This window comes from Actinokineospora auranticolor (genome assembly GCF_002934265.1).
GTDB lineage: Bacteria > Actinomycetota > Actinomycetes > Mycobacteriales > Pseudonocardiaceae > Actinokineospora > Actinokineospora auranticolor.
In genome coordinates this window covers 197,673-204,966 of sequence record NZ_PTIX01000013.1, presented here as the reverse complement: position 1 = coordinate 204,966, position 7,294 = coordinate 197,673, and the positions used below count along the sequence as shown (strand labels likewise).

Annotated in this window: 7 protein-coding genes; 3 read left to right on the top strand and 4 right to left on the bottom strand. The window is 73.4% G+C overall.

What is annotated here, in order from left to right; translation table 11 throughout:
* Positions 1-846: 846 nt before the first annotated feature.
* Both CLV40_RS23365 and CLV40_RS23360 read right to left on the bottom strand, forming a co-directional pair.
* A complete protein-coding gene (locus CLV40_RS23365; protein ID WP_104481109.1) occupies positions 847-1,134 on the bottom strand; it encodes a hypothetical protein in 288 nt (95 codons plus the stop codon).
* Positions 1,135-1,270: 136 nt separating this feature from the next.
* Positions 1,271-2,020: a ZIP family metal transporter gene (locus tag CLV40_RS23360; protein WP_104481108.1), complete on the bottom strand. Its 750-nt coding sequence runs from the start codon at positions 2,018-2,020 to the stop codon at positions 1,271-1,273.
* 545 nt (positions 2,021-2,565) lie between these two features.
* On the opposite strand from CLV40_RS23360, the gene CLV40_RS23355 reads away from it, so the two are divergent.
* The 3 genes from CLV40_RS23355 (at position 2,566) to CLV40_RS23345 (ending at position 4,970) form a co-directional block, all read left to right on the top strand.
* On the top strand, positions 2,566-3,507 hold the full coding sequence (locus CLV40_RS23355; protein WP_104481107.1) for an Acg family FMN-binding oxidoreductase: 942 nt from the start codon (positions 2,566-2,568) through the stop codon (positions 3,505-3,507).
* On the top strand, positions 3,504-4,466 hold the full coding sequence (locus CLV40_RS23350) for an Acg family FMN-binding oxidoreductase (RefSeq protein WP_181043678.1): 963 nt from the start codon (positions 3,504-3,506) through the stop codon (positions 4,464-4,466). The genes CLV40_RS23355 and CLV40_RS23350 overlap by 4 nt, the downstream gene beginning before the upstream one ends.
* A gap of 114 nt (positions 4,467-4,580) precedes the next feature.
* On the top strand, positions 4,581-4,970 hold the full coding sequence (locus tag CLV40_RS23345; protein WP_104481106.1) for a hypothetical protein: 390 nt from the start codon (positions 4,581-4,583) through the stop codon (positions 4,968-4,970).
* Here CLV40_RS23345 and CLV40_RS23340 read toward each other — a convergent pair.
* Both CLV40_RS23340 and CLV40_RS23335 read right to left on the bottom strand, forming a co-directional pair.
* Complete coding sequence (locus CLV40_RS23340) at positions 4,967-5,821, bottom strand: GNAT family N-acetyltransferase (RefSeq protein ID WP_104481105.1); 855 nt, start codon at positions 5,819-5,821, stop codon at positions 4,967-4,969. The two genes, CLV40_RS23345 and CLV40_RS23340, sit on opposite strands and share 4 nt — an antisense overlap.
* A gap of 64 nt (positions 5,822-5,885) precedes the next feature.
* Positions 5,886-7,289 carry an alpha/beta hydrolase gene (locus tag CLV40_RS23335; RefSeq protein ID WP_104481104.1) on the bottom strand — a complete coding sequence of 468 codons (1,404 nt, stop codon included), beginning with the start codon at positions 7,287-7,289 and terminating at the stop codon, positions 5,886-5,888.
* Between the last annotated feature and the right edge of the window lie 5 nt (positions 7,290-7,294).

Genomic DNA, 7,294 nt, shown 5'->3' with positions numbered 1-7,294 from the left:
GCGGATTTTTCCCCCTGAGCGCCAGGCGAGAGCGTTATCGGAGACCCGCGCGGAAATCAACGAGAGACACCTCGCGGCCCGAAGGCACCGAACGTACCCCCGTGTGGCCAAACGTGGACGCCATAAACGCTACCCCACCAAAAAGGGCAAACATCAAGGCGTTCGACATCAGGGTCCGGCCACCATCAGAATCCTCGCACCTAGCCTAAGTTAGTGGCATTGCGCCTCCGGCCCCCGGTGTTCATTCTACCGGGGAGGGGCGACAGTTCCGGGCAAAGATGATCATGCCTGTGGACAACTCGTCGAGGTGATGGCGGCCGAGGTGTGCGGAAGCCGCGGGATCGTCGGGTCGTGCGAACCGATCGGCCTGAACCTGGCAAGAGGCGCCCCGCGATATGGTCCAGCGGTCCACGCGGCCGCCGCACCCACAGCCGTCATCGCGTCGACCGGTTGTCCACAGGCATGATCATCTTCGGGCGGAATCGTCGGTCCCGGCCGGTAGCATTGATTCCGGGGGCCGGCGGCATACTGTGATCATCTCGCCGCCCGATTCGAGAGGCGACCGGATCCGAATGACCCGAGCCTCGCTGACTGGAAACATCCCCGCGGGTCGACCTGCGTTCCGCACTGCCTCCACTCGGGAAGCGCCAAACGCCCGAGGTGATTGCCAGTGTTCGAATCCGCCCGCCTGGTGAACGTCGCGGCGAAGGTGATCACGGTATGCCTCCAGCCCCCGGAATCAATTCTACCGGTGGGGACCGACGATTTCGGCCGGAGACGATCATGCCTGTGGACAACCGCGGGTCGCGCCGCGGTCTGGTGGCCGGGTGTTCGGCGTCCGGGTGTTCAGCGGTGGAACAGGACCGCGGCGTGGCCGGGGGCGCCCAGTTCCGTGTTGGGGGCCATGACGGCCGACGGTGCGCCGCCGCAGTCGGGGGCGGCGTAGAGGAGCGCTTGGCGGTTCGTCTGGTTGTCCAGGTGGTAAGTGCCTGGTTCGAGGCGGTAGCAGGTGTTGTCGTCTGGGTCGATGATGCCCGCGCCGCCGCTTGGTTCGTAGTAGACGAACAGACCCCTTGCCGCTGTCGCGGTCCCGGGGGCCGCGACTAGTGCGGATACGAGTACTGCCAACGTCATCAGTCGGGTTGTCCTCACTGCTTTCTTCTCCTCCTGTCACGGGCGCCGAACCGCCATCGACGGTATTCCCCGTGTCGCGCGCGCGGCACCACGGCGCACCCGATCGTGGGGGGCTCGTGGGGGTAAGGAAGCGGGGTCACGCCTGCGACAGCGCGAAGGCGGTAAGGAAACCGATCACGGTGATGAGGCCGATCCACAGGTGCGCGTCGGCGAACGCCTCCGGGATCATGGTGTCGGCGATCATCGCCAGGATCGCCCCGCCCGCCGACGCGGTGATGCCCGCCAGCAGGCCGGGTGGCGCGTCGCCGAGCGCGCCGTAGCCGAGCATCGCCGCCGCGCCGCTGATGACCGCGATGCCGCCCCACAACCCGAAGACGTAGCGCGGGTCCCGGCCCGCCCGGCGCATGCCCGCCGCGCTGGACAGGCCCTCCGGCACGTTGCTGATGAACACGGCCGCGACGGTGACGGCGCTGACCGTGCCGCCGCCGAGCAGGCTCGTGCCGATCACAATGGACTCCGGTATCCCGTCGAGCAGCGCCCCGAACGCCATCGCCGTGCCCGAACCGGCCTGCTCCCGCTCCGACGGCTGCTGCCCGCCCGAGCGCTTCCGGTGCCGCGCGCCCCGCCGCGCCAACCACACGTCGGCCAGCGTGTAGACCACCGCGCCGCCGACCGCGCCGATGGTGGTCGGCACCATGCCGCCCTGCTCGTGCGCCTCGCCGATCAGCTCGAAGGACACCGCCGACAGCAGCACGCCGCTGCCGAAGGCCATCACCGCCGCCACCACCGGCGGACGCACCCGCGCGAAGAACCCCACCGCCGCGCCCAGCACCAGCGCGGACCCGGCGAGCAGCCCCCACCCGCCCGCGACCAGGATCTCAGCCACCGCACCTCCTAGCGTCGCCCGACCCCGTGGCGATACCCACCCCGGGGCGCGGGCAACGCCCCGCCGTGGATTTCACCCCGGGAACAGTAGCCGTCGGTGCCTTCTCCAGGCCGCCTCCCGGCCGCGGGAAATGATCACGGTATGCCTCCGGCCCCCGGAATCAATTCTCCCGGCCGGGACTGACAATTCCGGCCGGAGACGATCATGCCTGTGGACAACTCGCCGGGGTGGTGACGTCCGGGGGTGCGCGGTGGCCGTGCGGACTGTTGGGTCGTATGGCCGTTGGCTCGTCCTGCGCCCAGGCGGTCCTAAGAACTCCAGGTTGGGGAGCCTCGACCCGTGCCGCTGCTTGGCCACTTGTCGTGCGGTCGCGGGCCCCGAACGGTCGGCGGGTGAATCCCACCCCGAGTGCGAGTGGGTCGCGGCACCTGCTCGTCGTTGTCCGGCAGGGGGTGTGAGGTCGAAGGTCCCGCCGGGGGGAGGCCCCGGGGCGGTGTCGACCACGGGTACCGGCGGGGCAACCTGGGAGTGACGAAAGGACGGCCATGCCCACGGACTCCGAAGTGGACCAGGTGATCCACCGGGCGCTGGCGGCCGCGACCCGCGCGCCGTCGGTGCACAACTCCCAGCCGTGGCGGTTCGCGCGGCGCGGGCGCGTCATCGAGGTGTGGCTGGACCGGGACCGGGTGCTGGCCGTGGTCGACCCCCACGGCCACGAGGCCCGCCTCTCCTGCGGCGCCGCCCTTTACACCCTGCGCCTCGCGCTCGCCGTCGACGGGTTCGCGGCCCGGGTCCGGGTGCGGCCCGACGGGGAGCGGGACGACCTGCTCGCGGAGGTCGAGTTGGACGTGCGGCACCGGCCCACCGAACAGGAGCGGACCCTCGCCGCCGCCGTCCCGCGCAGGCACACCAATCGCAGGCCGTTCCTCGACCGGGCCGTGCCCGAGCGGCTGCGGGTGCCGTTGGCGCGGGCCGCTGCGGCCGAGGGGGCGCGGCTCGTGCTCGTCGACCGGCCCGAGCTGTTCACCCCCGTCGCCGACCTGATCCGTCGGGCCGACCGGGTGCAGAGCGGCGACCCCGCCTACCGCGCCGAGCTGCGGTCTTGGTTGGCTGGGCCCGGCCGCGCGGACGGTGTCCCCGCGTCGGCGCTGGGGCGCTCCCCGACCCCGGGCGGTCTCGTCGCACTACGCGACTTCGGCGCGCCCGAGGCCGACTTCGAGCGGGTACCGCTGCTCGCGGTGCTCACCACCCTCGGCGACACCCCGGCCGACCAGGTGGTGGCCGGGCAGGCCATGCAGCGCGTGCTGCTGACCGCCACCGCCTCCGGGCTCGCGGTGTCGCCGCTGTCCCAGCCGGTCGAGGTACCCACCACTAGACGCGCGCTCGGCGCCCTGGTAGGTGGGATGGTGCACACAGTCCTGAGGATCGGCTACGGGCACGTGGGCAGTCCCACGCGGCGCCGGGCGGTGGAGGAGGTGGCCGGGTGAGTCCGGCGGAGCAGTGGACGCAGTCCGAGGTCGCGGTCCTGGCCGCCGCCACGAGCCGGGCGCCGTCGGTGCACAACACCCAGCCGTGGCGGCTGGAGCTGCGCGACCGCGCCGGGTCGGTGCTCGAACGCGTCGACATCGCCCTGCCCCGGCACGACCCGCTGGGCCGCGACCGCATGCTCTCCTGCGGCGCCGCGCTGACCAACCTGCGCCTCGCCGTCCGGTCGCTGGGCTGGACGTCCCGGTGGTCCGCGTTCCCCGACCCGACGCGCCGCGACGTGGTCGGCACCGTCACCGCGGCCGGGCGGGCGGCACCCGACGAGGCCGACCATGCGCGGTTCCGGGCCATCCGGTCGCGCCGCGCCCACCCCGCGCCGTTCGCGCCCGAGCCGGTCGACACCGCGCTGCCGGGCGAGCTGGCCCGCGGGTGCGACGTGCCGGACGTGACCGTGCGGGTGGTGCCGACCGAGGCCGTGGGCGACCTGGCGCAGTTGCTGCTGCGCAGCGCCCAGGTACTCCGCGACGACCGCGCCTACCAGCGGGAGCTCGCCGCGTGGACCGCGCCGGGCACATCGGCCGGGCCGGGCGCGCGACCCATGACCAGGGCGCCGGACAACCGGCTGCCCGACGAGGAGATCCTGATCCAGCGCCTGGCCGCCGAGTCGCACCTGGTCGTCGCCACACCGACCGACACGCGGCTGGACCACCTGCGCGCGGGCATGGCACTGGCGCACGCCTGGCTCGGCGCGACCGCCCACGCCCTCACGGGCTCCGCGATCACGCAGCCACTGCATGTCCTGGAATCACGGTCCAGGCTCGCCGAGATCCTGGGCCTGCCCGGGTACGCGCAGGCCCTGCTCCGCCTGGGCCACCCGATCGAGCGAACGACGCCGAGCGCCCGCCGCCCCTTCAACTCGCTGATCATGCTCCGCGAACCCGAGGGCACCTGGCAGGGCTAGCGCCCGGTCGACAGCCCCGGCGCGCTTTCCCACGTCCGTGTCACGGTGGGCGGGCGGGCATGAGATGCTTCGGCCGCTAGATTCCTGACCCAGTTCGACGCGGGGAGCGGCACCGTGGCCACATGGACCGACGTGATCAACTACGTGCGGACCCGCTACGAGGTCCTGCAGGACACCGACGGCTGGCTCCGGTTCCGGCTGGACACCGAGGGGGAGCGCTCCCAGCAGGTCGCCGTGCACCACATCACCGCCGAGGACGGCGACTGGGTGGAGATCTCCTCGCCGGTGGGCCGCGCCGACGACATCGACCTGCGCGCCCTGCTGACCGCCGCCGCGACCGACCCGATCGGCGCCGCCGCCGTGGTCGACGGGGTCGCGCTGCTCAAGCACGCCGCGCCGCTGGCCGACCGGGGCGTCGGCGTCGAGTTCGGCGGCCCGCTCACCCGCCTGGTCACCCGCGCGGACGCCCTGGAGCGGGAACTGACCAGCGCGGACGCCTTCTAGCCCAGCTCCAGGCTCGTCACGCCGTAGACCCCGGCCAGGTCCACCGCCGGTGCGGGGCCGGTGTACATCCGCGCCGCCTCGAAGGTCGGCGCGAACCCCAGGTCGGCCATCAGCCGGGTCGCCGCCGCGTTCGCGTCCGGCACGTCCACCGCCAGCGGCCCACCGTCGGACACCGCGCGCAGCAGCGCCGCCGCGACGCCGGGGGAGTCCGCGTAGAGCGGTCCGACGCGCGACGCGGCGCGGCTGTCCCGGCGCACCGCGAACCCGCACAGCTCGCCGTCGCGCACCGCGACCCGCGCCGTCCGGCCGCCCAGGCCGACCCAGCCCGCGAGGAACGCGTCCCTGGCCTCGGGGAAGAACTTCCGGTCATAGCCCGCGATCCGGTCGAAGGCGACGGACCGGGCGTCCACGATCGCCACCGGGTCCCCAGCGGAGCCCTCGACGTCGGAAACCGGGAGGACGCCCTCGTACCGCACGTTGTTCCACGCCCGCGCGAACCCGGACTCGCGGTAGTTGTCCTGCTGGTCCACGACCCCGTCGAGCCCGACGAGCCGACCCGAGAGCCGCGCCATCCCCGCCCGCCACACCTGGATCCCGAAGCCCTGACCGCGCCACCGCGGCCGGGCGATGTAGTAGCCGATGAACCCGAACCCGGCGCCGTAGCGGATCGCCGAGATGCACGCGATCGGCTCACCCCCGAGCCGCCCCACCAGGAAACCGCCCGGGTCGGCCGGGGCGAACGCCGCGGGATCGGCCAGCCCCGGGTTCCACCGCTCCTCAGCCGCCCACTCGGCGATCAGCCGAACCTCGTCGGCACTCGCCGACCCGATCTCGAAGTCACCACCGGCCACCCGCCGACCCTCGCACGCGGCGGGACCGGCGGGTGGCGGGGACACCCGCGCAACCGGGTGATCTTCAGCAGGTGGCGTCGCGGTGCGTGCCGTCGACGAGGAACGCGGTCACCGCCGCGTCACCGCAGGCGTTGCCGTTGGCCAGGTACGCGCCGTGGCCACCCGAGTCCACGCTCACCATCCGCGCCCGGTGCCCGAACGCCGCGCGCATCCGCAGTGCGCCCGAGTACGGGGTGTTCGGGTCGCGCCGGTTCTGCGCCAGCAGCACGTTCTCCGGTCCGCGCGACGAGATGACCACCGGGTCGCCCGCCGGGTACGGCCAGAACGAGCACGCCCAGATGTTGGCGGGCATGCCGCCGGTCAAGGGGTACTCGGTCCGGTCGCGCGCCACCGCCGCGGCGTGGGCCTCGACCGACCGCGGCCAGCGCACGTCGTTGCACGCCGTCGCGGCGCCCACCGCCACGATCCGCTGGAACGCCTCCGGGCTGGGGACCGGCAGCGGCGGGGTCGGGTCGCCGCGCAGCACGGTCGCGGCGAGCGGGAAGGACGCGTCGCTCTGCAGCGAGGTGAACACGATGCTGCGCAGCAGGGCCCCGGACAGGTCCGGACGCGGGTTGTGGTCGAGGGTCTCGGCCACGGCCAGGTAGTGGCGGGTGACCGCGTCCGGGGTCGCGCCCAGGTGGTACTCGGCGTCGCGCGCCGCGGCCCACGCGGCGAAGTCGGGGAACCGGTCCCGCGCGCCCACCGCGAAGTTGGCCGCCCAACCGCGCGCGACCCGGCTCGGGTCCGGGTCGCCGCTGCTGTCCAGCACGACCCGGTCGGTGCGGTCGGGGAACAGCGTCGCGTGGACCGCGGCCGGGTAGGTGCCGTACGAGACACCCCAGGAGGACAGCGTCCGCTCACCGAGCGCTTGGCGGATCCGATCGATGTCCATCGCCTCCGTGCGGCTGCTGATGTGCCGGAGGAGGTCGCCGCCGTTGCGCGCGCAGGCGTCCGCGATCCGCTTGGCCTTGGCCACGTTGCCGGAGATGTCGCCGTCGGGACCGGGCCACGGGGAGAACAGCGCGGCTTCCGCGTCCGGGCCGGTGACCCCGCAGGACGCCGGGGTGCTGCGGCCCGTGCCGCGCGGGTCGAAGCCGACGATGTCGTAGCGGTCGAGGACCGGCCGGGGCAGGCGCAGGCCGAGGGTGGTGGGGCGGGTCAGGCCGGGGTTGCCGGGGCCGGTCGGGATCAGCAGGAGCACGCCGCGGCGCAGGTCCGGGCGCGCGGTCCGGATCCGGGACACCGCCAGGGATATCCGGGGACCGCCGGGGTCCCGGTAGTCCAGGGGGACCTGGAGGGTGGCGCACTCCTGGAGCGGGGCGTCGACGCACGTGGTCCAAGTCGGTGTCGTGGCCGCGTGCGCCGGGGTCGTGGTGACGCAGGCGGCCAGTCCGAGCACCGCCAGTACCTGAAGTGGTTTGCGCATGATCG